The sequence below is a fragment of the Citrobacter amalonaticus genome, from assembly GCF_002918555.1.
Lineage (GTDB): Bacteria > Pseudomonadota > Gammaproteobacteria > Enterobacterales > Enterobacteriaceae > Citrobacter_C > Citrobacter_C amalonaticus_A.
The window spans coordinates 202,435-226,498 of record NZ_PQMB01000002.1; the positions used below are offsets into that span (position 1 = coordinate 202,435).

Consider the following 24,064-nt stretch of genomic DNA (forward strand, 5'->3'; position numbering starts at 1 on the left):
TCATGCCGGATAGCGGCCTGAGCACCTCTTATCCGGCCTGCAAACAACACAACCTCAAGGCCGGATAAGGTATTGTCGCCATCCGGCAAGATATTCCTCTATGATTTACTGAGAATCGCCAATGAGTGTTACATTCGCGTTTAACGCCGGGCGCCGGAAAGCATACCGTGAGCTTGGTTTTTGGGGCGATGCCTCGCTGGGAGACTACTGGCAGCAAACTGCGCTGTCGGTGCCGGACAAAATCGCCGTCGTTGATAATCACGGAACGTCATACACCTATGCCGCACTCGATCGCGCCGCAAGCTGTCTGGCAAGTTGGTTTTTGAGCAACGGAATCCAGGCCGGGGACCGCATTGCATTTCAGCTCCCCGGCTGGTGTGAGTTCACGGTTATCTATCTGGCCTGTCTGAAAACCGGTGCCGTCAGCGTGCCGCTGCTCCCCGCCTGGCGGGAAGCCGAGCTGGTGTGGGTATTGAATAAATGCCAGGCCAAAATGTTCTTTGCCCCAACCGTCTTTAAGCAAACCCGCCCGGTCGATTTGATTCTTCCTCTGCAAAACCAGCTCCCCCATCTGCGGCAGATTGTCGGCGTTGATAAACTGGCTCCTGCCACCACGTCCCTCGCCCTGAGCCAGCTTATCGCTGACAACGATCCGCTCGCCTGTCCTGTCAAAGTACACGGCGACGAACTGGCGGCGGTGCTGTTTACCTCCGGCACTGAGGGGATGCCAAAGGGGGTGATGCTCACCCACAACAATATTCTCGCCAGCGAACGCGCTTACTGCGCTCGCCTGAACCTGACCTGGCTGGATGTGTTTTTAATGCCTGCGCCACTGGGCCACGCCACCGGTTTTTTACATGGCGTAACCGCCCCGTTTTTAATCGGGGCACGTAGCGTACTGTTAGACATTTTTACGCCAGCGGCGTGCCTCACCCTGCTTGAACAGCAGCGCTGTACCTGTGTGTTAGGGGCAACACCGTTTATCTACGACCTGCTTTGCACTGTGGAACAGCAGCCCGCTGACCTCTCTTCGCTACGTTTCTTTTTATGCGGTGGCACAACCATACCGAAGACGGTGGCACGCGATTGCCAGCAGTTGGGCATTAAGTTACTTAGCGTGTATGGTTCCACCGAAAGTTCGCCACATGCGGTTGTGGATCTGGACGATCCGCTTTCACGCATCATGAATACCGACGGTTATGCCGCAGCAGGCGTGGAAATTAAAGTCGTTGATGAAGCGCGGAATACTCTGCCGCCGGGCGTTGAAGGTGAAGAAGCTTCACGCGGGCCGAACGTCTTTATGGGTTATCTCGATGAACCCGAACTGACCGCCCGGGCGCTGGATGACGAAGGCTGGTACTACAGCGGCGATCTCTGTCGCATGGACGAGTCAGGCTACATTAAAATAACCGGACGCAAAAAGGACATTATCGTGCGCGGGGGTGAGAATATCAGCAGCCGTGAGGTGGAAGATATTCTGCTGCAACATCCCAGGATTCATGACGCCTGCGTGGTTGCCATGCCGGATGAACGGTTAGGGGAGCGCTCGTGCGCATATTTGGTCCTGAAAGCACCGTATCATTCGCTGTCGCTGGAAGAGGTGGTTGCCTTCTTTAGCCGCAAGCGGGTGGCGAAATACAAATACCCGGAGCATATCGTGGTTGTCGAAAAGCTGCCGAGAACCGCATCAGGTAAGATACAAAAGTTCCTGTTACGTCAGGATATTCTTCAGCGTTTGCGTCAGGAATGCGTAGAGGCATAAAGCGCCGAATAAGGTGAGCTGTCGCCTTATCCGGCTTACCACAGCACAGAACCAGCAAGCCCGGTAAGCATCGCGCCACCGGGCAATCGGTTATTTCTTCAGTTCGGCCAGGCTCAGCCAGGTCTGCACAACGGTATCCGGATTCAGCGACAGGCTGTCGATCCCCTCTTCCATCAGCCAGGCGGCGAAGTCTTCATGGTCAGATGGACCCTGACCGCAGATCCCCACATATTTACCCTGTTTCTTCGCGGCGCGAATGGCCATCGACAGCAGCGCTTTCACCGCGTCGTTACGCTCGTCAAACAGTTCAGAAACCACGCCGGAGTCACGATCCAGCCCCAGCGTCAGCTGCGTCATGTCGTTAGAACCAATCGAGAAGCCGTCGAAGTATTCAAGGAACTGCTCCGCCAGCAGCGCGTTGGATGGGATCTCACACATCATGATGATCTTCAACCCATTCTCACCGCGTTTGAGTCCCTGACGCGCCAGTTCTTCCACCACCGCTTTTGCCTGCTCAACGGTGCGCACAAACGGGATCATAATTTCGACGTTGGTCAGACCCATTTCGTTACGCACGCGTTTAACCGCGTCACATTCCAGCGCGAAGCAATCGCGGAAGCTGTCGGCGACATAGCGACCGGCACCGCGGAAGCCCAGCATCGGGTTTTCTTCATCCGGCTCATAGCGCTCACCGCCCACCAGATTGGCATATTCGTTGGACTTAAAGTCCGACAGGCGAACGATAACGCGCTTCGGCCAGAATGCCGCACCCAGCGTGGCGATCCCTTCCGTCAGACGACCAACGTAGAATTCACGCGGAGAGTCGAAGCCTTTCATCATTTCGCGGATTTCGTTTTGCAGTTTTACATCCTGGTCATCGAACTCCAGCAACGCCCGCGGGTGGACGCCAATCATGCGGTTGATGATAAATTCCAGACGTGCCAGACCCACACCTTCATTCGGCAGGCAGGCGAAGTCAAAGGCGCGATCCGGGTTACCGACGTTCATCATTATCTTCAGCGGCAGATCCGGCATGGTATCCACGCTGGAACTTTTCACGCTGAAATCCAGCATTTCGGCATACACATAGCCGGTATCGCCTTCAGCACAGGAGACGGTGACCTTATCGTCATCCTTCATGCGTTCGGTGGCATCGCCACAGCCCACTACCGCCGGGATCCCCAGCTCACGGGCGATAATCGCCGCATGACAGGTACGCCCGCCACGGTTGGTGACGATCGCCGCCGCTTTCTTCATGATCGGTTCCCAGTCCGGGTCGGTCATGTCGGTAACCAGCACATCGCCTGGCTGAATGCGGTTCATCTCGCTGATATCATGGATGACCTTCACCGGACCCGCGCCAATGCGGTGACCGATAGCACGGCCTTCCGCAATGATTTTACCCTGCGCGTGCAGCGTATAACGCTCCATCACCTGACCACGAGAACGCACCGTTTCCGGACGCGCCTGAACGATAAACAGCTTGCCGGTATGACCGTCTTTTGCCCACTCGATGTCCATGGGACGACCGTAGTGTTTCTCGATCTGGACCGCCTGCTTCGCCAGCTCCTGTACTTCTTCGTTGGTCAGCGAGAAAATATCGCGTTGTTCCTGCGCCACATCTTCAATTTTGACCTGCTTACCGTGCTCCTGGGTCGACGCGTACACCATGCGGATCTTTTTAGATCCCATCGTGCGACGCACAATAGACGGGCGGTTCGCGGCCAGCGTCGGTTTGTGAACGTAGAATTCATCGGGGTTAACCGCCCCCTGCACTACCATTTCGCCCAGACCCCACGCAGAGGTGATGAACACCACCTGGTCGAAGCCGGATTCGGTGTCGATGGAGAACATCACCCCTGACGACGCGAGATCGGAACGCACCATCCGCTGAACCCCAGCGGAGAGCGCCACGCCCCGGTGATCGTAACCCTGGTGAACACGGTAAGAAATGGCCCGGTCATTAAACAGCGAGGCAAATACGTGTTTGACCGCCACCAGCACCGCGTCGAAGCCCTGCACGTTCAGGAAAGTTTCCTGTTGACCCGCGAAGGAGGCATCCGGCATATCTTCTGCCGTTGCCGAAGAGCGGACGGCAAAAGAGGCATTTTCATCATCCGCAGAAAGCTGCGCGTAGGCATCGCGGATAGCATTTTCCAGCTCCGGCTGGAAAGGAGTGTCGATAATCCACTGGCGGATCTGCGCGCCGGCCTTAGCCAGTGCAGAAACATCATCAATATCCGTTTGATCCAGCAGTTCATAAATGCGCTGGTTTACACCGCTTTGGTCCAGAAACTGGTTAAACGCATCGGCGGTTGTTGCAAAACCATTCGGTACGGAAACGCCCATACCGGAAAGGTTAGTAATCATTTCACCCAGGGAGGCATTTTTGCCCCCAACTCTGTCTACATCATTCATGCCGAGTTGGTTATACCAAAGCACCAGCGGTGACGAGCCATTGTTGGACATCGAACAATCCTTTTGTGATAAATGAACGAGTTTATACCCGCCATACTTCAAATTGCAGATGGATTGGCTTTGTTACCCGGCCCTGTCACGGACTTAAGTAAGCGCCTGGAGGTTTACTCCCTTTCGCCTTCCTGCAACTCGAATTATTTAGGGTAAAGGAAATACATTATTGCGTATTTATCTTTGCATATTTAACCCGCTTAAAAAAACGGTGAATCGTTCAAGCAAATATATTTTTTAATTTTTCGGATAGATTCCCTACTTGCGCAAACCCACAGGCGACGGGCGATCCCCACAAAAAGTGTCGGTATAAACATCCGTTCCATAAAATGAAATGTACTTTTCACAAAATATAAAAATACCATTTCACTTTAAAAAATAAGCGCTATTTTCTACGCGTTAGGATAGCTTTTATTATACCCTCAATAATTCGGGTTACAGGACAAAACGGCGTCGTCGTTTTGAACAGCGCCTGCGCTGGCCCTGAAGGAGCGAGGCCAAAGAGCTGCCTTCGGTGGGGGGTATAATGTCACTTATTCATCCCCGGGAGCATACACAAGTACGTGACAGGGCCGGGTAACAAAGCCAACGCACCTGCGAAGTATGACGGGTATATGCTTTAAGAGAATTATGAAAGCTGCCAGGATAAAAAAAATGGATAATGCTGTTGATCGTCATGTTTTTTATATCTCCGATGGAACGGCGATTACCGCCGAGGTTCTGGGCCATGCGGTGATGTCGCAATTCCCTGTCGCCATTAGCAGTATTACGCTGCCGTTTGTTGAAAATGAGAGCCGTGCCCGCGCCGTTAAAGACCAGATTGACGCAATTTACCAACAAACCGGCGTGCGTCCGCTGGTGTTCTATTCCATTGTGCTGCCGGAAATCCGCGCCATCATTCTGCAAAGCGAAGGGTTCTGCCAGGATATTGTCCAGGCGCTGGTTGCCCCGCTGCAGCAGGAGATGAAGCTGGACCCTACGCCGATTGCGCACCGAACTCACGGTCTTAATCCCGGCAATCTCAACAAATATGACGCGCGTATTGCGGCTATTGATTACACGCTTGCGCACGACGATGGGATCTCGTTGCGCAACCTCGATCAGGCACAGGTGATCCTGCTTGGCGTCTCCCGCTGTGGAAAAACCCCTACCAGTCTTTATCTGGCGATGCAGTTTGGCATTCGTGCGGCTAACTACCCCTTTATTGCTGACGATATGGATAATCTGGTGCTGCCCGCGTCGCTGAAACCCTTGCAGCATAAGCTGTTTGGCCTGACCATCGACCCGGAGCGTCTGGCGGCCATTCGTGAAGAACGTCGGGAAAACAGCCGCTATGCCTCCCTGCGTCAGTGCCGGATGGAGGTCGCGGAGGTTGAAGCTTTGTATCGTAAAAATCAGATCCCGTGGCTGAACAGCACCAACTATTCGGTAGAAGAGATCGCCACCAAGATGCTCGATATCATGGGGCTTAACCGCAGGATGTACTAGAAAACTAGTGTAATGGTTCGTTTTTTTGTTATGATGCGCTCAACCTGCGAGATGTGATACACCTCGCACTTGAACCAGCAGGGATTGGTGTGAACACAGCCTCAGTCAAGTTGTATCGTGGCGGAAACTGCCACCCCGGTCGCATAGTTTGCTATGCAACCGGGGTGAATAATCGCAGCCAACAATGCCAAAGCTTGAAAGATGAAGTGTGTTAAGGTTATGCCCATCACTTCCCGGCAACCCCTGCCGTTGAAGCAACAAATTTCTGAGACTTGTAATGAACAGAACCGACGAACTCCGTACTGCGCGTATAGACAGTCTGGTCACGCCCGCAGAACTGGCGCTACGGCATCCCGTAACCTCCTCCGTCGCCAGCCACGTTACCGACTCCCGACGCCGCATTGAAAAAATACTGAATGGTGAAGATCGCCGCCTGTTGGTGATTGTAGGCCCTTGCTCGATTCACGATCTCGACGCTGCGATGGAATATGCGACGCGGTTGCAGACGCTGCGCATCAAACACCAGGCGCGTCTGGAAATTGTCATGCGCACCTATTTTGAAAAACCGCGCACCGTTGTGGGCTGGAAAGGTCTAATTTCTGATCCGGACCTGAACGGCAGCTACCGCGTCAATTACGGTATTGAACTGGCGCGTAAGCTGCTGTTGCAGGTGAATGAGCTTGGTGTCCCTACGGCCACTGAATTCCTTGATATGGTGACCGGCCAGTTTATTGCAGACCTGATCAGCTGGGGTGCTATTGGCGCCCGCACGACGGAAAGTCAGATCCACCGGGAAATGGCGTCAGCGCTCTCCTGCCCGGTAGGCTTTAAAAATGGTACCGATGGCAACACGCGAATTGCCGTTGATGCCATTCGTGCCTCCCGCGCCAGCCACATGTTCCTCTCACCGGATAAAACCGGGCAAATGACCATTTATCAAACCAGCGGCAATCCGTACGGTCATATCATCATGCGCGGCGGTAAGAAACCGAACTACCACGCGGAAGATATTGCGGCAGCCTGCGACACGCTGCATGAGTTTGATTTACCCGAACATCTGGTGGTCGATTTCAGCCATGGCAACTGCCAGAAGCAGCATCGACGTCAGCTGGACGTCTGTGATGACATCTGCCAGCAGATCCGCAATGGGTCAACGGCGATCGCAGGTATCATGGCCGAAAGTTTTCTGCGTGAAGGTACGCAGAAAATTGTCAGCGGGCAGCCGCTGGTCTACGGTCAGTCGATCACCGACCCTTGCCTGAACTGGGAAGATACCGGGTTGCTGTTGAACAAGCTTGCCAGTGCAGTAGACAGTCGTTTCTAATCGCCTGCCCATTCCTGCGGGGATGGGCCGTCTCTCATCCCTTTTTTATTCTTTACCCGCCTGAATTAACGCTTGCCCTGTAAATGCATATTATTGATAATAATAATCATTGTTAAACCAATTATTATTAATAACTATGCCACGCAGGGATAACACCGGGTCACTTCAACCTAAGGAAAGAGAAAAAATAGCCCCTCCTCCGGACATCACCCGGCGGATCTCCAGCCAGACGCTTTTGGGCCAGGAGGGAAAGGTTATTATCGATCATGATGGCCAGCAGTACCTGCTGCGAAAAACGCAGGCAGGTAAACTCTTGTTGACCAAATAAGCCTAGCTGGAACAGCTCACTTCCAGACGCCTGCCCCAGTCCGGCGGACGATGGATGTAGTCATCACTCCGTTCGCTGAAAGGATTACGCAGCACCTCATGCAGGCGATGCAGTTCACTCATATCCCCCTGCTCTGCGGCCTCGATTGCCCGCTGGGCCAGCCAGTTGCGCAACACCACCGCGGGATTCACGCTCTGCATCAGCGACTGACGCTGCTCATCATCAACATGTTCAAGCTGCAGACGCGCTCTGTAACGGGTAAACCAGCCGTCAAATGCCGCACGATCGATAAATTCATCGCGCAGAGGCGAGGCCGAACTCTGCTGCTCCGTCAGGCTGAGCATTCGGAACGTTCGGGTATAGTCGCTACCTTCACGTGCCATCAGGCTGAACAATGAGCTCAGAATGTCGTTATCATCTTTTTGCTCAGTGAAGAAACCCAGCTTCTGCCGCATCCGCTGACCATAACGGGTAAGCAACGTCCTCTGATAACCATCAAGCGCGTCATTGAGCGTTTCAACCGTCATTAACGGTGACAGCGTTTGCGCCAGACGCTGTAAGTTCCACAACGCTACCGCAGGTTGATTATCAAAGCGATAGCGCCCCTGATGGTCGGAGTGGTTGCAGATAAATCCGGGAACATAATCATCCAGGAAGCCGAACGGGCCGTAATCCATCGTCAACCCAAGGATCGACATATTATCCGTGTTCATGACGCCGTGGGCGAAACCCACAGTTTGCCAGTCCGCAATCAGTGAAGCCGACCGCGTCACAACATCCTGGAACCACGGCGTATATTGGTCCTCTTCATCCTGCAAATGGGGCCAGTAATGCCGGATGGCAAAATCCGCAAGCGCACGAACTTTCTCCGGCTCCCGGCGGTAGTAAAAATGTTCAAAGTGACCAAAGCGCATATGACTTTGCGCCAGCCGCATCAGCATGGCTCCGGATTCCACGGTTTCCCGGTATACCGGCGTGTCGCTGGTCACCATCGCTAACGCACGTGTCGTGGGGATACCAAGGGCATGCATCGCTTCGCTGGCCAGACTTTCGCGGATCGTGGAACGGAGCACCGCACGCCCGTCTCCCATTCGTGAATAAGGCGTTAACCCGGCGCCTTTCAGATGCCAGTCCAGCGTGCTGCCGTCCGCAAGCTGCTGTTCGCCGAGGAGAATACCGCGCCCGTCGCCAAGCTGCCCCGCCCAGACGCCGAACTGATGCCCGCTGTACACCTGGGCCAGAGGCGACATGCCGGGCAATAAGGTCTCTCCACCCCACACGCCTGGGCCATTTTTAACGTCAAATAGCGCAGAAGGTACACCCAACTGTTTTGCCAGTTCGTCGTTATGCCAAATTAGACGCGCATTTTTCAGGGGAGTGGGTGAAAGAGCGGTATATGTTGCTGGTAATTCATCGCGCCAGCGAGCGGAAAAAGACAGGGTCATAGAGCCTCCTGCCTGTAGTGTAGCCGCTAATTTATTGCTTAAACACCAGCAAACAGAAAGGTTATCGCGGCGCCAGGGTCGTTATTTTACCGGCAGGAACAACAGGCCACAGGCTGCCCTGCATCGAGCTGAATCCAAACGGCGCAACGCGGGCTAACATCTCTTCACTGTCAATGCCAGCGATCATGATGGATTCACAACAAGGCGATATTTGCGCAAAAATAGCCCGCATAAAGGGTTCAAAGGAGGGTTTACCTGCACGCTGTTGGATGAAATTTTTATCCAGCGCGACCCGTTTAAACATCCTGTCAAAAACAGCCCTGCCGGAACTGTCACCGGCGCCAAAATTAGAGAGGATAAGAGGAAACTTTGTTGTTAAAATTTTTAACGTTTGATTTTCTTTTCCCTTACTTAATTCAGGGAAATCTTCATTAATCATCAGCTCAAGAAATGGGAACCTGTTGATACGCGAAGCGTATTTATCATTCGTTAATAAATAATCAACAACTTCAGGGGCTAAATAAATCCAGGCGATGAGTTTATGCTGAATAAAAAAGTGCTGGCAGGTTTCGAGCAACGTCAGCTTTTCTTCAAACAGTTGACCATGTTGCCCGGCAGAAAGACGCGGCATAATCAGTTCTGTTGGGATGCGAACAGTGCCATCGTCACTGACAAAGTTAGCGACAATCTCCAGTCCTATCAGTTTATGTTGCTCATTCCGCGCCGGGAGAAAACAGAGTTCGGAATGGTAAAGATTATCCAGTGAAATATTCATCGCGCCGGCCCCACAGTAAGGGAATAATCCGGGATTCTGTAGCAAAGGACGTAGACACACGTCATTTTTAATACTAATGGAGGAGCGTTCATTTTATCCTTATTAATCGGGGATCCGGGTCCGTTTTCAGGTCTGGCCTGATTATACTCGTCATACTTCAGGTTGCATGTGTGTTGGCTTTGTTACCCGGCCTCGCCCCTTCGGGGCCAGCGCAAGCGCTGTTCAAAACGACGACGCCGTTTTGTCCTGCAACTCGAGTTATTTAGAGTATATAAACCGTAATGTGGTTTTATCCTTTTTATTGTAATAAAGCCAGGCTCACAATGGTTGGCAGAAAACAGAACCCAGTATGTAAAGTATGTTTTCCATATCTTTAGTCAGGTTACAGCCCGATATCCACGCCTTTATCATGATGGGGCGATCTTTTTCTCACCGCCCCATTAAATTCGTCTCGCCTGCCAGAAATTTTTCCGCCAGTAGACATTATCCAGTGATGAACGCATCACTCCGCGACTGGTTGAAGCATGAATAAATTGATTATTGGTATCGTAAATACCGACGTGCAGACCGCTTTCTCCTGACCCCGTTTTGAAGAAAACCAGATCGCCAGGAAGCAGATCGCCTTTATCGATTTCGGTACCCAGCTTTGCCTGACCACGCGTATCGCGCGGCAACTGCAAATCAAACTGGTCACGCATCGTCATGGCGACAAAACCGGAACAATCCACGCCGCTACGGCTCATACCACCGTAACGATATGGCGTACCACGCCAGGATTGCAGCTGATCGTTAAGACCAGCAATCACAGTAATGGAATCCGAAAGACGGGCATTCGGCGGCGGCGCACGATGGCTGCTGCACCCTGCCAACAACAACGCTGTGAAAAGAAGAAACCAGCAACGCATTCAGGACGAATCCTCTGTTTTTGTATTCTTGTATCAATTTAGCGTTGATATTACCCAATTTTCAAGAAACCATTTCACTTAAGTGGTTGATATGAGCATTCTGTGGCCTTCTATGTCAAGGCGGCGAAAGTTCAGCCCATACGCGCGGGCCAGATTAGGCGGAGTCAGCACCTCATCACGTGGGCCGCTGGAGAGCAACTGGCCCTGCTTCAGTAACCAGGCTCGGTGCGCGTGCCGCAGCGTGTGGTTAAGATCGTGACTACTCATCACCACAGAAACTCCTTCGGCACAGAGTCGGCTCAAAATAGTATCGAGCGCATTTTGCTGTGCGACATCGAGGCTATTCATGGGTTCATCCAGCAGCAGCAGTTGCCCCTGCGGATTCCCTTGCACCGAAATTTGCAGCACCACCGCCGCAAGGCGCACGCGCTGCCACTCTCCGCCTGATAGCTGGCGGGTATTTCGCCCAAGCTTGTCACCCAACGCCAGCGCATCGGCCACCTCATAAAGCTGGTCGGTGCGCGTTTTATCAGGCTGATGCAGCGTCAGAAAATGCCAGACCGGCATGGCAAAAGGCGGATTCTGCTGCTGAGCCAGATAAGCCCGATGCCGGGCGAGCTTTCCCGCAGGCCACTCCTCTAACCGGGTTCCATTCAGGGTAATGCTCCCCTCACCGGATGTCAGCCCTGCCATACGTGCCAGCAGCGTGCTTTTTCCGGCACCGTTAGGTCCGACAAGGTGGAGGATCTCACCCGCGCGAATTTCACCAGAGAGTGGCCCCAGACGGGTAGATTCAACAATATCCTGTAGCTGCATCAATTGAGACATTATTTTGCCAACGCGACTTTGATACTTTCCATGACGATCGGATCTTCAGGCGTCATATCTGGTGAAAAACGCTGGATCACCCGGCCGTCTCGCCCCACTAAAAACTTCTCGAAGTTCCACAAAATATCATCCGGATAGAGCGGCGCGCGGCCTTTACTTGCCATACGCTCATAGAAACCACTCTCTTCAGGCGCGACGGCCGTCGGCGCTGCGTCGATCAGTTTTTGATATAGCGGATGGCGCTCCTCGCCGTTGACGTCAATTTTGCTGAACATCGGGAACGTCACGCCCCAGGTCGTGGCACAGTACGTTTTGATCTCTTCTTCACTGCCGGGTTCCTGCCCAAGAAACTGATTGCAGGGAAATCCCAGTACCAAAAAACCACGGTCAGCCCACGCCTTCTGGATATTCTCCAGCTGCTCGTACTGCGGTGTCAGTCCACATTTAGAGGCGACATTTACGATCAACAGTACGTTTCCGGCGTACTTTTCAAGCGTGACCATGTCCCCATCAATCGTTGTCACTTCAGTATTAAGGATTGAATCTTGCATAGCGTCTCCCGGATTGTGAGTCATATTAATGCCAGCTTTTAATCATAGACCGACTTTGTCCTGCTAACGTCCTGCTTTTAACAGCAGCCAGATAAAGACAGGCGCCCCCAGCGTGGCGGTCACCACGCCAATCGGGAGTTCCGCAGATGCCAGCGCCAGTCGCGCGACAACGTCGGCCAGCAATAACGCCACCGCTCCGGCAAGCGCACAGCCTGGCAACAACACGCGGTGATCGGTCAATCCGCACAAACGCAGAATATGCGGGATGACCAGACCAATGAAGCCGATGGCACCAGCCAGCGCTACGCTCACGCCAACCATCCAGCCGGTCGCCACCACCAGCAGATTGCGCCAGAACCACAGAGGTAGTCCTAACTGGCGGGCCGAGGTTTCCCCCAACGCCAGCATGTTCATCGCCTGGGACTGAAAACAGATCCACACCAGGACCGGGATCAGCGCCACCATCAGCCAGGATTGATGCCAGTCCACCCCGCCAAATCCCCCCATCATCCAGTACATCAACTGGCGCAGGTCAAAAGAGGTGGAGAAATAGATAGCCCAGGTCATCAGGGCGCTACAGATGATCCCCAGCGCAACACCGGCAAGCAGTAAACGACTGGTAGAGAGATGACGCCGAGCAAAGCGCAATAGGATAAGGGTAATAACCAGCGCCCCGACAATGGCGCAAAGCCCCAACGCCCAACCAGGAAGCTGGCCTTGCCCCAGCAGAACGGCGGCAATCAGCCCAACGCCAGCACCGTTAGAGACGCCAAGCAGCCCCGGCTCCGCCAGCGGATTTTCAAACAGCGCCTGCATTACCGCACCGGAAAGCGCCAGCGCGGCCCCCACCAGCAACACGGCAAGCGTGCGGGGAAGTCGAATTTGCCAGACAAACAGTTCGCCGCGCGGGCTAAACCAGTCGCCAGGCGGGAGCCATTGATCTCCGGCGCATAAACTTAAGAGTAACGCCAGTAGCATCAGCGCCGACAGACTCAGGATCCAGCGTACATGTTGTCGCTGTTGTTGACGGGCATAAGTCAGCATGTTTTCCATTCAGCTGAAGAGTAATTGCGTGATTTTACGGTCAGTCACTCTTGCAGGAAAGGAAAAAGGCCGCAAGCGGCCTTTTTAATTACACATTTTATCGTCCAGGCTGCCTCTGAATTAGCGGCATTCGCTCACCCCAGTCACGTACTCGTGTACGCTCCTGGGACTCGCTGTGTTGCCGCCTTCCCGCAACCTGAATGGTTCAGAGTATAGATCTGATTACTCTTCTTTGGGCGAAGCGTTTTCAACCCGGCTCTTCAACTTCTGACCGGGTCTGAAGGTCACCACGCGCCGTGCTGTAATGGGAATATCTTCACCCGTTTTCGGGTTACGTCCCGGACGTTGATTCTTATCACGCAGATCGAAGTTACCAAAACCAGAGAGTTTTACCTGCTCACCGTTTTCCAGAGCACGACGGATCTCTTCGAAAAACAGCTCGACCAGTTCTTTGGCATCCCGCTTGCTAAGCCCAAGCTTATCAAACAGATATTCTGACATTTCAGCTTTTGTAAGCGCCATAGGTTCAATCCCTCAATGATGCCTGGAATCGCTCTTTTAATGCCTCTACACATCTGGCGACGGTAGCGGCAATCTCCTCTTCTTCGAGTGTACGGTTGGTATCCTGAAGGATCAGGCTAATGGCGAGGCTCTTATACCCCTCCGCAACACCCTTACCGCGGTACACGTCAAATAAGTTTACGCCAACTACCTGATTTACGCCAACTTTCTTACATTCGGATAAAATATCCGCTGCGGGAACGTTTTCAGCAACAACGACGGCGATGTCACGACGGTTCGCCGGGAAGCGGGAAATTTCACGCGACTGAGGCACCACGCGGTCTGCGAGCTTGTTCCACTCCAGCTCAAACACCAGAGTGCGACCGTTGAGATCCAGTTTACGTTCCAGCTCAGGATGAACAACCCCAATAAAACCAATGCGTTCACCTTTCAGATAAATCGCTGCGGACTGCCCAGGATGCAGCGCAGGATTCGCTTCGGCTTTAAACTGAATATCACCCAGTTTGCCAGTCAGATCCAACACAGACTCCAGATCGCCTTTCAGATCATAGAAATCAACGGTCTCTTTTGCCTGGTTCCAGTGCTCATCATAACGGTTACCGCAGATCACACCAGCCAACATCAGGTCCTGACGGATGCCCAGATTTGCCTGAGTGTCCGGCACGAAGCGCAGGCCACTCTCAAAGATACGTACGCGATTCTGTTGGCGGTTCTGGTTATAGACCACCGTAGCCAGTAAGCCCGTCCACAGGGACAAACGCATCGCCGACATCTCAATGGAGATGGGGTTTGGCAACAGCAGGGCTTCTTCACCCGGATGAATCAACTGCTGCACTTTCGGGTCAACAAAGCTATAGGTGATGACTTCCTGGTAGCCTTTATCATTAAGCATGGTCTTCACGCGCTTGAGCGACAGATTCGCTTCGCGGTGAGTCCCCATGATAAGCCCCGCCTGCACCGGCTTGTCAGGAATGTTGTTATAGCCATAAACGCGCGCGACTTCTTCGACCAGATCTTCTTCGATTTCCATGTCGAAACGCCAGCTCGGCGCTACCGCTTGCCACTCGTCCTGACCTTCAGTCACTTCGCAGCCCAGACGGCGCAAAATATCGCTTACCTGCTCGTCGGCAATAGGGTGGCCAATCAGACGATCCAGCTTGCTACGACGCAGAGTGATGGTGGCACGTTTCGGCAGGTTTGCTTCACTGGTCATATCAATGACCGGACCAGCTTCGCCGCCGCAGACATCGATCAGCAGACGGGTTGCTCGTTCCATCGCTTTATATTGCAGTGCAGGATCGACACCACGCTCGTAACGATGTGATGCGTCAGTATGCAGACCGTGGCGACGGGCACGACCGGTGACAGACAACGGGCTGAAGAAAGCGGATTCCAGCAGAACGTTTTGTGTTTCACCGTTCACACCAGAGTGTTCACCACCAAATATACCGGCCATCGCCAGCGCTTTGTTACGATCCGCAATCACCAGCGTATCGGCATTCAGCTTCGCTTCGCTGCCATCAAGCAGAACCAGTGTTTCCCCTTCTTTCGCCATGCGCACAACGATCCCGCCGTCAATACGGTCTTTGTCGAAAGCGTGCATCGGCTGGCCCAGCTCAAGCAGCACATAGTTAGTGACGTCAACCACGGCATCGATAGAACGAATACCACAGCGGCGCAGCTTCTCTTTCATCCACAGCGGCGTCGGTGCCTTAACATTGATGCCTTTGACAACACGGCCCAGGTAACGCGGACAGGCCTGCGGTGCTTCAATCGTGATTGGCAGCACATCGCCGACCGTCGCGACAACCGGTGCGATCTCTGGCTCAATCAGCGGCGCTTTATTCAGCACCGCGACATCGCGAGCAACGCCGATGATACCCAGGCAATCGGCACGGTTCGGCGTCACGCTGATTTCGATGGTGTTGTCATTAAGCTTCAGGTATTCGCGAATATCGGTACCGATCGGCGCATCCGCAGGGAGTTCAATAATGCCGCTGTGATCGTCGGAAATACCCAGTTCGGAGAAAGAGCACAGCATGCCTTCTGACGGCTCACCGCGCAGCTTAGCCGCTTTAATTTTGAAATCGCCCGGCAGAACCGCGCCAATAGTCGCCACGGCAACTTTCAGCCCCTGACGGCAGTTTGGCGCGCCGCAAACGATATCAAGCAGACGCTCGCCGCCGACGTTAACTTTCGTTACGCGCAATTTGTCCGCGTTCGGGTGCTGGGCGCACTCCATCACTTCACCCACAACGACGCCGTTAAATTCGCCAGCGACCGCATCAACGCCGTCTACTTCCAGACCCGCCATCGTAATTTGATTCGACAGCGCCTCACTGTCGATAGCCGGGTTAACCCATTCGCGTAACCACAGTTCACTAAATTTCATTGTTTGTTCCTGCCTTTATTTAAACTGTTTGAGGAAACGCAGATCGTTTTCGAAGAATGAACGCAGATCGGTGACGCCATAGCGCAGCATGGTCAGACGCTCCATGCCCATACCGAAGGCAAAGCCGGAGTACACTTCCGGATCGATCCCCACGTTGCGCAGTACGTTTGGATGTACCATCCCGCAGCCCAGCACTTCCAGCCATTTACCGTTTTTACCCATAACGTCAACTTCCGCGGACGGTTCAGTGAATGGGAAATAAGATGGGCGGAAACGAATCTGCAGATCTTCTTCAAAGAAGTTACGCAGAAAGTCGTGCAGCGTACCCTTCAGATTGGTGAAGCTAATGTTGGTATCAACGATCAGCCCTTCCATCTGGTGGAACATCGGCGTGTGCGTCTGGTCGTAGTCATTACGGTACACGCGACCTGGTGCGATAATACGGATTGGCGGCTGCTGCTCTTTCATGGTACGGATCTGGACGCCAGACGTCTGCGTACGCAGCAAACGGGTGGCATCAAACCAGAAAGTGTCGTGGTCAGCGCGTGCCGGGTGATGGCCAGGAATGTTCAGCGCATCGAAGTTGTGATAATCGTCTTCGATTTCCGGGCCAGTTGCCACGGTAAAACCAAGCTCACCGAAGAAACTTTCAATACGATCGATGGTACGGGTGACCGGATGCAGACCACCATTTTCAATACGACGCCCCGGTAGAGAAACGTCGAGAGTTTCTGCCGCCAGGCGCGCATTCAGCGCCGCACTTTCCAGTTCGGATTTCCGTGCATTGAGCGCTTGCTGTACCTGCTCTTTTGCCTCGTTAATAACCGCACCGGCTGCCGGACGTTCTTCCGGCGGTAGCTCACGCAGGGTCGTCATCTGAAGGGTTAAATGCCCTTTCTTGCCCAAATATTCGACGCGTACATTATCTAACGCGACAACATCTGACGCCTGGTTAATGGCGGCCGCTGCACTGGCAACCAGCTCTGCGAGATGTGACATGGTTTTCCTCATTGTGTCGGTGAAGACACCGGTTTGTTGGACTTATTCTCTCGATTTCAGGTACAAAAAAAGCCTCCATCAGGAGGCTTTTTCGCGCTGTTTTTCGTTTCTTCTTTCACGCGCTAGCCTCCTGAACTCAGGTGCTAAAGTAAAAAAAGAAGCGGAAAATAGCAGCATTCATGCTTGCGTTACCTTGTGTGGTAAAACCGGAGAACCTTTATTGAAAAGGCTTACGGATAAATTGTCAACTGATTGACAGACAAGAAATAAAAGAGAGGGAGCCAGGCTCCCTCTTTTCACTGGCTTATGCCAGAGCTGCTTTCGCTTTTTCAACCAGAGCGGTGAACGCTACTTTGTCGAATACTGCGATATCAGCCAGGATCTTACGGTCGATTTCAACAGAGGCTTTTTTCAGGCCATTGATGAATTTGCTGTAAGAAATACCGTTCTGACGTGCTGCTGCGTTGATACGCGCAATCCACAGTTGACGGAACTGACGCTTACGCTGACGACGGTCACGATAAGCGTACTGACCAGCTTTGATAACTGCCTGGAAGGCAACGCGGTATACGCGAGAACGCGCACCGTAGTAGCCTTTGGCTTGTTTCAAAATTTTCTTGTGACGTGCGCGTGCAATTACACCACGTTTTACGCGAGCCATATTGCTCTCCTGTATCTATTCTGATTTGCCCCTCGCCTTTCACATCCTCGCGGCATTAACTGCCTTGCGACAATAGAAAATCTCATGGGCATAAAAAAGTTAAAAATAATCGTTAACGGCTTATGCGTACGGCAGGCACGCGATAACCAGACCCAGATCGCCTTTAGAAACCATGGCTTTCGGGCGCAGGTGACGTTTACGCTTAGTCGCTTTTTTGGTCAGAATGTGACGCAGGTTAGCGTGCTTGTGCTTAAAACCACCTTTACCGGTTTTTTTGAAGCGCTTAGCAGCACCGCGTACGGTCTTAATTTTTGGCATTTTAATAACTTCCACTTCGCATTGTTAATAAACGAAACCCAGGCGAACAAAACCTGTGAAGCCTGAAGGCTCCACAGGAATTGCTACTTGAAGGCCTACTGTTTCTTCTTAGGAGCGAGCACCATGATCATCTGGCGGCCTTCGATCTTCGTAGGGAAGGATTCGACTACTGCCAGTTCACTCAGATCGTCACGGACGCGGTTAAGCACTTCCATACCAATCTGTTGGTGGGCCATCTCACGACCGCGAAAACGCAGCGTGATCTTGGCCTTATCGCCATCTTCCAGAAAGCGAATCAGGCTGCGGAGTTTTACCTGATAATCGCCATCGTCGGTACCAGGGCGGAATTTAATTTCCTTAACCTGGATAACTTTTTGCTTTTTCTTCTGTTCCTTAGAAGACTTACTCTTTTCATAGAGGAATTTGCCGTAATCCATTATACGACAAACCGGCGGCTCGGCGTTAGGGCTGATTTCGACTAAGTCTACTCCGGCTTCTTCAGCTTTTTCCAGAGCTTCTCTCAGACTCACAATACCAAGCTGCTCGCCTTCCAGACCTGTTAAGCGAACTTCTTGCGCGCGAATTTCGCCATTAATACGATTCGGACGCGCCGTTTGAACTCGTTTTCCGCCTTTAATACCTTATTCCTCCAGTTGTTGAAGACTGCGGCTGCGAATCTCTTGTTGCAGCTTCTCAATCACTTCACTTACGTCCAGACTGCCCAGATCTTTCCCGCGGCGAGTGCGAACGGCAACTTTGCCTGATTCCACTTCTTTATCACCACAGACCAGCATATACGGGACACGACGTAAAGTATGCTCGCGGATTTTAAAGCCAATCTTCTCATTTCTCAAGTCTGCTTTTACACGAATGCCCGCATTTTGTAGTTTCTGCGTCAATTCGTTAACATATTCAGACTGAGAATCGGTGATGTTCATAATCACTACCTGAACTGGCGCAAGCCAGGTCGGGAAGAAACCAGCAAACTCTTCGGTCAGGATACCAATGAAACGTTCCATCGACCCAAGAATTGCGCGGTGAATCATTACCGGTACCTTACGCTCGTTGTCTTCGCCTACATAGGAGGCGCTCAGACGAGACGGCAAGGAGAAGTCCAGCTGTACAGTACCGCACTGCCATGCGCGATCGAGGCAGTCATACAGGGTAAATTCAATTTTCGGACCGTAGAATGCGCCTTCACCCAATTGATACTCAAATGGGATATTGTTTTCTTCCAGCGCAACAGCCAGGTCCGCCTCAGCACGATCCCACATTTCGTCACTGCCGATACGTTTTTCCGGACGAGTGGAAAGCTTGACGACGATCTTCTCGAAGCCAAAGGTGCTGTACATATCGTAGACCATACGAATGCAGGCGTTAACTTCATCGCGGATCTGCTCTTCTGTACAGAAGATATGCGCATCATCCTGAGTGAAGCCACGAACACGCATCAGGCCATGCAGCGCGCCTGACGGCTCGTTACGATGGCAGCTACCGAATTCCGCCATACGCAGCGGCAGATCGCGGTAGGATTTCAGACCCTGATTAAAGATCTGCACGTGACCCGGACAGTTCATCGGCTTGATGCAGTATTCACGGTTCTCTGAAGAAGTCGTGAACATCGCATCTTTGTAGTTGTCCCAGTGGCCGGTTTTTTCCCACAGCACACGGTCCATCATAAACGGGCCTTTAACTTCCTGATACTGATATTCTTTGAGTTTTGAACGAACAAAGACTTCCAGCTCACGGAAGATGGTCCAGCCGTCGTTGTGCCAGAACACCATACCCGGTGCCTCTTCCTGCATATGATACAGGTCGAGCTGTTTACCGATTTTACGGTGATCGCGCTTGGCCGCTTCTTCCAGACGTTGCAGATAGGCATTAAGGGCTTTTTTATCTGCCCACGCCGTACCATAAATACGTTGCAGCATCTTGTTGTTGCTGTCACCACGCCAGTACGCGCCTGCGGTTTTCATCAGTTTAAAGTGATGGCAAAAACGCATGTTTGGCACGTGCGGACCACGGCACATATCGACATATTCTTCGTGATGATACAAGCCTGGCTTGTCATCATGGGCAATATTTTCGTCAAGAATAGAAACTTTGTAAGTCTCGCCGCGCTTCACGAAGGTTTCACGCGCTTCGTGCCAGCTGACTTTCTTCTTGATGACGTCGTAGTTTTTCTCAGCGAGCTCGTGCATCCGCTTCTCGAGCGCATCGACATCTTCCTGGGTTAACGTACGATCAAGATCAACGTCATAATAGAAACCGTTGTCGACAACCGGACCGATAGCCATTTTGGTATTCGGCCAAAGTTGCTTGATTGCGTGCCCTAAGAGGTGCGCGCAAGAGTGACGAATGATCTCCAGACCTTCTTCATCTTTTGCGGTGATGATGGAGAGCTTCGCGTCATGTTCAATCAGATCGGAAGCATCGACCAGCTCACCGTTTACACGACCCGCAATGGTGGCTTTCGCCAAACCAGGACCAATGTCCAGAGCAACATCCATGGGGCTTACAGCGTGGTCGTAATGGCGTTGGCTGCCATCAGGAAGAGTAATAACAGGCATGTTATATCCTTATTTGCAGTGGTGACCCATACGCAAGATCACATACAAAGAGAAAATGTGTTTGTTTATAATAGGTTGCATAGCCATCTAACCAACAATTGCTAAATTGGCACACAATCCGTTACATAGATGAATAACTTTTACGCTTGCTCTTCATCCAGTTAGACGATGGTAACACTAAAAAAAGGGAGAATGCATCTTTCTGTTTCACAAATAAAGAACCGCCCGAAGGCGGTGAACACGTTACATCAGTGATGAGTCAATTGCCCATCGCTGTGCCTGGGCCCTATTCGCCCCGCCTCTATCAATATTTCTTCAATCAGTTCTTCAAGACATTCCTTACCGTGATGATCGCAGACAAGATGTACCTGCCGGGAAATCTCTTCGGTTTTCATGCCATCGCATAAGGCTGCCTTGAGCATCAAAGAAGCCCATCTTTTTGCTTCAGAATGAGTCAACATAACCCCTCCCGATATAAGTTGCCTTTTTAAGCGTAGCTGTCTGGAATCAGACCCTCAGAATTTTATTTTAATCCTTTTAGAATCAATATGTTTTTACTGATATCAGGAAAGTTGAGGAAGGCATTGACCGTTTTATTGACGCTCTCGCCACGTGAGCTCTTTGTTCAAAAGTAGCATCCCTTTATTGTTGAGCGGCTGGATCGAACATCGATGCTGTGCGACCGGCAATGCTGAAATCACTGGAGGCGTGATGGCGTAAATCAGTTAACCGGGATACGGTCATTTTTGTTAAACTAGGTTCATTAGTCTCACTATTGAGGGAACAGGATTATGCCAACGAGCCGTTTTGCCAAAAAGCACTGGAAGATGGTTGTCGTGTTGATCATCATTTGCGGGGCAATGCTGTTACTGCGCTGGGCTGCGATGATTTGGGGATAGCCTTTGCGAAATTAAGCATAATCCCCTCCGTATTAATATTTACAAAACGGCGTTTTGATTAAAAAATACTTTACCCAGCCTGACAAAATAAAAAACCGGCACAACGAAATCCGGTTTTTTTCATTCAGTCATCTGATTTAAAAATGTCGCCAAATATTATGACCATTCACCCGCAACCAGTTTGTGCACGTTAAACGCATCGCTCATGCTCTGGCCTGTAGACTGGGAACCCGGAGCAATATTAGAGCCAGCTTCAACGTCTGAGGCACGCGTGATACCCACTTGCTCAGTTGTCTGAGAGACCGGCTCAGCAGCGAATACGCCGAAGGAGAGTGCTGAAAGCACGATGACTGCACCCGCAGTTTTGATATTATTCATAGTCTTTCTTCTCTTATTAGAATTAATGCTTTGTTTAGGCGGCATTTAATTGCCTGTGTTTTTTAGTGTAGATCCAGATCACACTTTTGACCAGTCAGTTTAATTAACAATTCGTGTCAAATAAATTGTACAAAGCAATTAAAAAGTAATTATGGAGAAAGTATGAAGAATCGTTCTTTTAAAAAAAATAAAACTGTGGTCGAGAAATAACAGCACATAAAGCGAATAATACAGCCAGGCCGGATAATCAGCCTGGCTCACTATTACATTTTATAGCCCAAGGAAACCGTTGTGCGGCGGTCGGTGTGTTCCGGTGCCGTTGCCGGCGGCTCAGAGTTCCAGGTGACGTTGTAAGCCACTTTCAAACCAAAATGTTCATTAATGGCAACATTGAGCGCGGTTTCTGAGTTGAGGGTGGTATCCTCAGTGCCAAATACAGACACACCCTGGCTAAATTTAGCATTGTCCGTCATTTGCCAGGCATAAGCGCCTGACGCATAGCCCAGCGGCTGGGTTTCAGAAGTGTCATCCGTGCGTTTGTCATAACGAACGCCCGGACCAAATTCAAAACGCATGCTGTGCACGGGGCCATTGAGAAACTGTCGACCATAACCTGTGGTCAGTACGTCACGCTCATGGTAGCCGTTGTAACGATCCGTCAGCCAGCTCGCCTGCCCGAAGAGATAATCATAGTCGGTCATGTTGTAGCGGCTACGTCCGCCGACGGCATATTTCTCCGAGGAACGTTCGTCGTTAGAAGAGGTATTGCTGGCATTTCCCCACAAAGACCAGGCGGTCGTTTGTCCGTACCAGGTCATCGTGGTATCAGCCGTCAGTGAGGAACTTTTCGTATTGCCTGACTGGGCAAGGTATCCCGCGTTAAGGTTACCTTCGAAGGGTTTCTTCGCACTGGAAGGATCGTCCATGACAGTAAAAACGGAATCATCGGCCGTTGCATACGTCGATGCAAACATGCCCCCCGCCAGCAAAACTGCAGCGGGAACTGTCTTTAAAAGCTTCATTTCAATCTCTTGCTAGACATCTTTCTAAGGCAGTACAAAGCGACCTCAGAGTATTGTTGAGTTGGGATGCGCAATTTACATCGCCCTTCCCCTGTCGGGCAACTGATAAGATAGTCTAAGAAGCCGGTAAAAGAATCTTAAATAAGAATAAGGTGATGGTGAAGAAGGAGATGGTTCTGACTGCTGCACTGGCATTGATGACGCCCGGTGTTCACGCCGCTGAACAGCCACGATAAACGCCAGGCCAAATGACACGCCACATATAAATACCATGATCTTAAAGCAGAATTTTTTGAATAAGTGTGCCGTCAGTTTGCTAAATAATCTGTTTTTACATCGATAAAAAAAGATAAACGCTCAAGAAATCATATTGTTAATTGCTTCACATTCCAGCCGATCGGTGCCAGACTAAAGTCATCCTGACAGGAGGTAAAGATGGTACGTATCTATACGTTAACACTTGCGCCCTCTCTTGATAGCGCAACAGTCACTCCGCAGATCTACCCGGAAGGAAAACTCCGCTGTGCTGCACCGGTTTTTGAACCCGGCGGCGGCGGGATAAATGTGGCCCGCGCCATCGCCCATCTGGGCGGCAAAGCAACGGCTATCTTCCCCGCAGGCGGAGCCACCGGAGAACATCTGGTCTCACTGCTGGCCGATGAAAATGTCCCTGTATCCACCGTAGAAGCCAAAGACTGGACGCGTCAGAACCTGCACGTGCACGTCGAGTCAAGTGGCGAGCAATATCGCTTTGTTATGCCGGGTGCGGCGCTCAGTGAAGATGAATTTCGCCAACTGGAAGAACACGTTCTTGAAATTGAGTCAGGCGCAATTCTCGTTATTAGCGGCAGCCTGCCTCCCGGCGTGAAGCTCGAAAAACTGACCCAACTGATTTCCGCCGCGCAAAAACAGGGGATTCGCTGCATTATCGACAGTTCTGGTGAAGCGTTAAGCGCAGCGCTGACTATCGGTAACATTGAACTGGTAAAGCCAAACCAAAAGGAACTGAGTGCGCTGGTTAATCGCGAGCTGACGCAACCCGATGACGTGCGTAAAGCAGCACAGGAGATCGTTGACAGCGGCAAAGCTCGACGGGTGGTCGTATCCCTTGGCCCGCAAGGTGCGCTCGCGGTGGACAGTGAATCCTGTGTGCAGGTCGTCCCTCCTCCGGTCAAAAGCCAGAGTACCGTCGGCGCTGGCGACAGTATGGTCGGTGCCATGACGCTGAAACTGGCGGAAGACGCCTCTCTTGAGGACATGGTGCGCTTCGGCGTTGCGGCCGGGAGCGCGGCGACCATTAATCAAGGCACTCGTTTATGTTCTGATGCTGATACGCAGAAAATTTACGCATACCTTTCACAGCAGTAACACCGCCCCCCTCTTC

The 24,064-nt window shown here is 51.8% G+C and carries 24 protein-coding genes and 1 other annotated feature; of the genes, 6 read left to right on the forward strand and 18 right to left on the reverse strand.

Annotation, left to right across the window (positions count from 1 at the left end; all coding sequences use genetic code 11):
• The first annotated feature begins 121 nt into the window (after positions 1-121).
• Positions 122-1,762 carry a medium-chain fatty-acid--CoA ligase gene (gene fadK / locus C3432_RS06320; protein ID WP_103775811.1) on the forward strand — a complete coding sequence of 547 codons (1,641 nt, stop codon included), beginning with the start codon at positions 122-124 and terminating at the stop codon, positions 1,760-1,762.
• Between the two features lie 90 nt (positions 1,763-1,852).
• Here the strand turns inward: fadK and ppsA are convergent, their stop codons facing one another.
• Positions 1,853-4,231 carry a phosphoenolpyruvate synthase gene (ppsA, locus tag C3432_RS06325; protein ID WP_103775812.1) on the reverse strand — a complete coding sequence of 793 codons (2,379 nt, stop codon included), beginning with the start codon at positions 4,229-4,231 and terminating at the stop codon, positions 1,853-1,855.
• A gap of 654 nt (positions 4,232-4,885) precedes the next feature.
• Here ppsA and ppsR point away from each other — a divergent pair.
• The 3 genes from ppsR (at position 4,886) to hemP (ending at position 7,371) form a co-directional block, all read left to right on the forward strand.
• Complete coding sequence (gene ppsR / locus C3432_RS06330; protein ID WP_103775813.1) at positions 4,886-5,719, forward strand: posphoenolpyruvate synthetase regulatory kinase/phosphorylase PpsR; 834 nt, start codon at positions 4,886-4,888, stop codon at positions 5,717-5,719.
• 277 nt (positions 5,720-5,996) lie between these two features.
• Positions 5,997-7,043, forward strand: a complete 1,047-nt coding sequence (gene aroH, locus C3432_RS06335) for a 3-deoxy-7-phosphoheptulonate synthase AroH (RefSeq protein ID WP_103775814.1) — start codon at positions 5,997-5,999, stop codon at positions 7,041-7,043.
• A gap of 136 nt (positions 7,044-7,179) precedes the next feature.
• Entirely contained in the window at positions 7,180-7,371 is a 192-nt protein-coding gene (gene hemP, locus C3432_RS06340) for a hemin uptake protein HemP (RefSeq protein WP_103775815.1), read from the forward strand.
• Between the two features lie 2 nt (positions 7,372-7,373).
• Here the strand turns inward: hemP and selO are convergent, their stop codons facing one another.
• From selO to C3432_RS06415, 15 genes are all read right to left on the reverse strand, one after another.
• Complete coding sequence (gene selO / locus C3432_RS06345) at positions 7,374-8,816, reverse strand: protein adenylyltransferase SelO (protein WP_103775816.1); 1,443 nt, start codon at positions 8,814-8,816, stop codon at positions 7,374-7,376.
• Positions 8,817-8,877: 61 nt separating this feature from the next.
• Positions 8,878-9,591: an EAL domain-containing protein gene (locus C3432_RS06350; protein ID WP_103775817.1), complete on the reverse strand. Its 714-nt coding sequence runs from the start codon at positions 9,589-9,591 to the stop codon at positions 8,878-8,880.
• 440 nt (positions 9,592-10,031) lie between these two features.
• Complete coding sequence (locus C3432_RS06355; protein ID WP_103775818.1) at positions 10,032-10,496, reverse strand: C40 family peptidase; 465 nt, start codon at positions 10,494-10,496, stop codon at positions 10,032-10,034.
• 78 nt (positions 10,497-10,574) lie between these two features.
• Positions 10,575-11,324: a vitamin B12 ABC transporter ATP-binding protein BtuD gene (btuD, locus tag C3432_RS06360; protein ID WP_103775819.1), complete on the reverse strand. Its 750-nt coding sequence runs from the start codon at positions 11,322-11,324 to the stop codon at positions 10,575-10,577.
• Positions 11,324-11,875 (reverse strand): glutathione peroxidase, encoded by a 552-nt coding sequence (locus tag C3432_RS06365; protein ID WP_103775820.1) that lies wholly within the window; start codon positions 11,873-11,875, stop codon positions 11,324-11,326. The genes btuD and C3432_RS06365 overlap by 1 nt, the downstream gene beginning before the upstream one ends.
• A 63-nt stretch (positions 11,876-11,938) precedes the next feature.
• Positions 11,939-12,919, reverse strand: a complete 981-nt coding sequence (btuC, locus tag C3432_RS06370) for a vitamin B12 ABC transporter permease BtuC (RefSeq protein ID WP_103775821.1) — start codon at positions 12,917-12,919, stop codon at positions 11,939-11,941.
• Between the two features lie 222 nt (positions 12,920-13,141).
• The gene (gene ihfA / locus C3432_RS06375) at positions 13,142-13,441 is read right to left on the reverse strand and encodes an integration host factor subunit alpha (protein WP_001229266.1); all 300 of its coding nucleotides are present in this window, start codon (positions 13,439-13,441) and stop codon (positions 13,142-13,144) included.
• A 4-nt stretch (positions 13,442-13,445) separates the two neighbouring features.
• Complete coding sequence (pheT, locus tag C3432_RS06380) at positions 13,446-15,833, reverse strand: phenylalanine--tRNA ligase subunit beta (protein WP_103775822.1); 2,388 nt, start codon at positions 15,831-15,833, stop codon at positions 13,446-13,448.
• A 15-nt stretch (positions 15,834-15,848) separates the two neighbouring features.
• Positions 15,849-16,832, reverse strand: a complete 984-nt coding sequence (gene pheS / locus C3432_RS06385) for a phenylalanine--tRNA ligase subunit alpha (protein ID WP_103775823.1) — start codon at positions 16,830-16,832, stop codon at positions 15,849-15,851.
• A 62-nt stretch (positions 16,833-16,894) separates the two neighbouring features.
• Positions 16,895-17,018 (reverse strand) — a sequence feature (Phe leader region).
• Positions 16,969-17,013, reverse strand: a complete 45-nt coding sequence (gene pheM / locus C3432_RS06390) for a pheST operon leader peptide PheM (RefSeq protein ID WP_001386830.1) — start codon at positions 17,011-17,013, stop codon at positions 16,969-16,971. Its footprint overlaps the feature before it by 45 nt.
• A 118-nt stretch (positions 17,019-17,136) precedes the next feature.
• Positions 17,137-17,493, reverse strand: a complete 357-nt coding sequence (rplT, locus tag C3432_RS06395; RefSeq protein ID WP_000124850.1) for a 50S ribosomal protein L20 — start codon at positions 17,491-17,493, stop codon at positions 17,137-17,139.
• 120 nt (positions 17,494-17,613) lie between these two features.
• Positions 17,614-17,811: a 50S ribosomal protein L35 gene (rpmI, locus tag C3432_RS06400; RefSeq protein WP_001124225.1), complete on the reverse strand. Its 198-nt coding sequence runs from the start codon at positions 17,809-17,811 to the stop codon at positions 17,614-17,616.
• A gap of 95 nt (positions 17,812-17,906) precedes the next feature.
• Positions 17,907-18,449, reverse strand: coding sequence for a translation initiation factor IF-3 (gene infC / locus C3432_RS06405; RefSeq protein WP_103775824.1), 543 nt, complete (start codon positions 18,447-18,449; stop codon positions 17,907-17,909).
• A 3-nt stretch (positions 18,450-18,452) separates the two neighbouring features.
• Entirely contained in the window at positions 18,453-20,381 is a 1,929-nt protein-coding gene (gene thrS, locus C3432_RS06410) for a threonine--tRNA ligase (RefSeq protein ID WP_103775825.1), read from the reverse strand.
• Between the two features lie 248 nt (positions 20,382-20,629).
• Positions 20,630-20,842: a hypothetical protein gene (locus C3432_RS06415; protein WP_103775826.1), complete on the reverse strand. Its 213-nt coding sequence runs from the start codon at positions 20,840-20,842 to the stop codon at positions 20,630-20,632.
• A gap of 330 nt (positions 20,843-21,172) precedes the next feature.
• Here C3432_RS06415 and yniD point away from each other — a divergent pair, with 330 nt between their 5' ends.
• Complete coding sequence (gene yniD, locus C3432_RS06420) at positions 21,173-21,280, forward strand: small membrane protein YniD (protein WP_103775827.1); 108 nt, start codon at positions 21,173-21,175, stop codon at positions 21,278-21,280.
• Between the two features lie 156 nt (positions 21,281-21,436).
• Here yniD and C3432_RS06425 read toward each other — a convergent pair whose 3' ends face one another.
• Both C3432_RS06425 and C3432_RS06430 read right to left on the reverse strand, forming a co-directional pair.
• Positions 21,437-21,658, reverse strand: coding sequence for a hypothetical protein (locus tag C3432_RS06425; RefSeq protein WP_103775828.1), 222 nt, complete (start codon positions 21,656-21,658; stop codon positions 21,437-21,439).
• Between the two features lie 263 nt (positions 21,659-21,921).
• A complete protein-coding gene (locus tag C3432_RS06430) occupies positions 21,922-22,680 on the reverse strand; it encodes a DUF481 domain-containing protein (RefSeq protein ID WP_103775829.1) in 759 nt (252 codons plus the stop codon).
• Positions 22,681-23,115: 435 nt separating this feature from the next.
• Between C3432_RS06430 and pfkB the strand changes: the two genes are divergently transcribed.
• Complete coding sequence (gene pfkB, locus C3432_RS06435) at positions 23,116-24,048, forward strand: 6-phosphofructokinase II (protein WP_103775830.1); 933 nt, start codon at positions 23,116-23,118, stop codon at positions 24,046-24,048.
• The last annotated feature ends 16 nt before the right edge of the window (positions 24,049-24,064 follow it).